Origin of the sequence: Autumnicola patrickiae, from assembly GCF_031846525.1 — a bacterium.
GTDB classification, from domain to species: domain Bacteria; phylum Bacteroidota; class Bacteroidia; order Flavobacteriales; family Flavobacteriaceae; genus Autumnicola; species Autumnicola patrickiae.
Genome location: NZ_JAVRHM010000056.1, coordinates 1 through 1,744 on the forward strand (window position 1 = coordinate 1; position 1,744 = coordinate 1,744).

Annotated in this window: 2 protein-coding genes; both read right to left on the reverse strand. The window is 45.6% G+C overall.

What is annotated here, in order from left to right:
- Positions 1–291: 291 nt before the first annotated feature.
- Positions 292–1,416 carry an IS91 family transposase gene (locus RM549_RS19290; RefSeq protein ID WP_432264725.1) on the reverse strand — a complete coding sequence of 375 codons (1,125 nt, stop codon included), beginning with the start codon at positions 1,414–1,416 and terminating at the stop codon, positions 292–294.
- A partial coding sequence (locus RM549_RS19295) for a tyrosine-type recombinase/integrase (RefSeq protein WP_311687738.1) occupies positions 1,413–1,744 on the reverse strand: 332 nt, incomplete at its 5' end. The genes RM549_RS19290 and RM549_RS19295, both read right to left, overlap by 4 nt.

The following is a 1,744-nucleotide window of genomic DNA, read 5'->3' on the forward strand; positions in this document are numbered from 1 at the left end:
AACTAAGCGTTCGTGTGGCCGGTACGGCCCAACATGAACGCACTGTTGACTAAACCGGTTCCTTGCCGGTTAACTATATATGGGGATTAGTTTGTTTTTAGAAGGTAAGATTTGTTAGGTAGGATTCCTAAACCTCTATTTAGGATGGCGGTTTTTTGTTATTGATCCAAATTGCAACTGCTTTTTACTACGTTTTTTACTGGTACTTACAGGATTTATTGCCATTTTGATCATTTTAGGCCATAGGTTTCCTATTACGCCTGGAAGAATCGTTTTTTATACTTTTTATACTCATTTATTTGATTGTTTTCTTAGTTTTTCCATCCAGTATTCTGGTGGGCCTCGTGCCGTAAAGGTAGTAAGGGTCACCAATTTTCCTTTCTTGCATACCGGGCACTGGCGGTGTTGAAGTGGTTTACGCTCTTTGAGTTGTACCCGTCCCAGGCTTTTCCGTAGCTTGGTAATCGTAAATTTTTTATGGTAGGCACTCAAGATTCCATAATGCCGGATGCGAACAAAGCCTTTTGGAAGTACGTGAAGAGCGAACCGCCTGATGAACTCTGCATCAGATAAACGTAATAAGGATTTTCTTCCCCCGTGGCGGTAGTCCTTTACAGAAAATGTAACGCTTTTATTATCCAGGTTTTTTATCCGATGGTTACTGATGGCGATCTTATGGGTATAGCGGCCAAGGTATTCCACCACCTGAGCGGGACCTAAAAATGGGCGTTTGCAATAAACTACCCAATCATTTTTAAAAAGGCTTTCGTAGAAGTCTTTGGATTGCGGTTCCAGTTCCTTGCGAAGGGAAGCCACAAAACGAGCCCTAAAAACGGTGCTCATAGCCTTAACCGGGAACAGGTATTTACCTTTGCTTTTTGCAGATTTCCATTGACCGCTTTGGGTAATACCACCCCCGGGAACAATACAGTGCAGGTGTGGGTGCAAAGACAGGTTTTGTCCCCAGGTATGCAGGACGGCGATCATTCCGGGTTTGGCACCTAAAAATTTATGGTTGGATGCAAAACCCTGAATCACCTGCCATGCGGTTTTGAACAATAACCTGTATAGCAGTTCCGGCCGGTAAAGGCACAGGCGGTTAAGTTCCTTGGGTAGGGTAAAAACCACGTGGAAGTAAGGTACATTAAGAAGTTCCTCTTCCCGTGCCCGGATCCATGCTTCCTTTTTATGTCCCTGGCACTTGGGGCAATGGCGGTTCCGGCAACTATTATAACTAAGGTGGAGCCTATGGCAGGAAGGATTGTTACAGCGGTCGATATGACCACCCAGGGCAGCAGTGCGGCATTTTCGCAAGGCGTGCAGGGTTCTTGTCTGCCAGCTGTTGTAACAATATTTGGATAAAGATTCCGTGTTCCTTTCCAGAACCTGGGCCACCTCATAGGCAGCAGGTTTCACGCCTGTTCTTTATAGAGCCGGTCCAACGGACTGAATGGCTTTTGCCTACCTAGTTGTGCCACATGAAGGTAGGTGAGGGTGGTTTGGATATCTGCGTGTCCCAATAGATCTTTGACACTGATAATATCCAATCCCATCTCCAAAAGGTGGGTAGCATAGCTGTGCCGAAGGCTATGTGTAGTGATTTCTTTTTGGATCCCGCTGTGTTTACGGGCTTCGCGGACGATCCATTGCACCCCCATGGCAGATAACTGAGCTGGATCACCTTTCCTGTCGTTGCCATTAAAGCACCAGGTGGTAGGATTGTCTGCAACAATATATTTTTTTA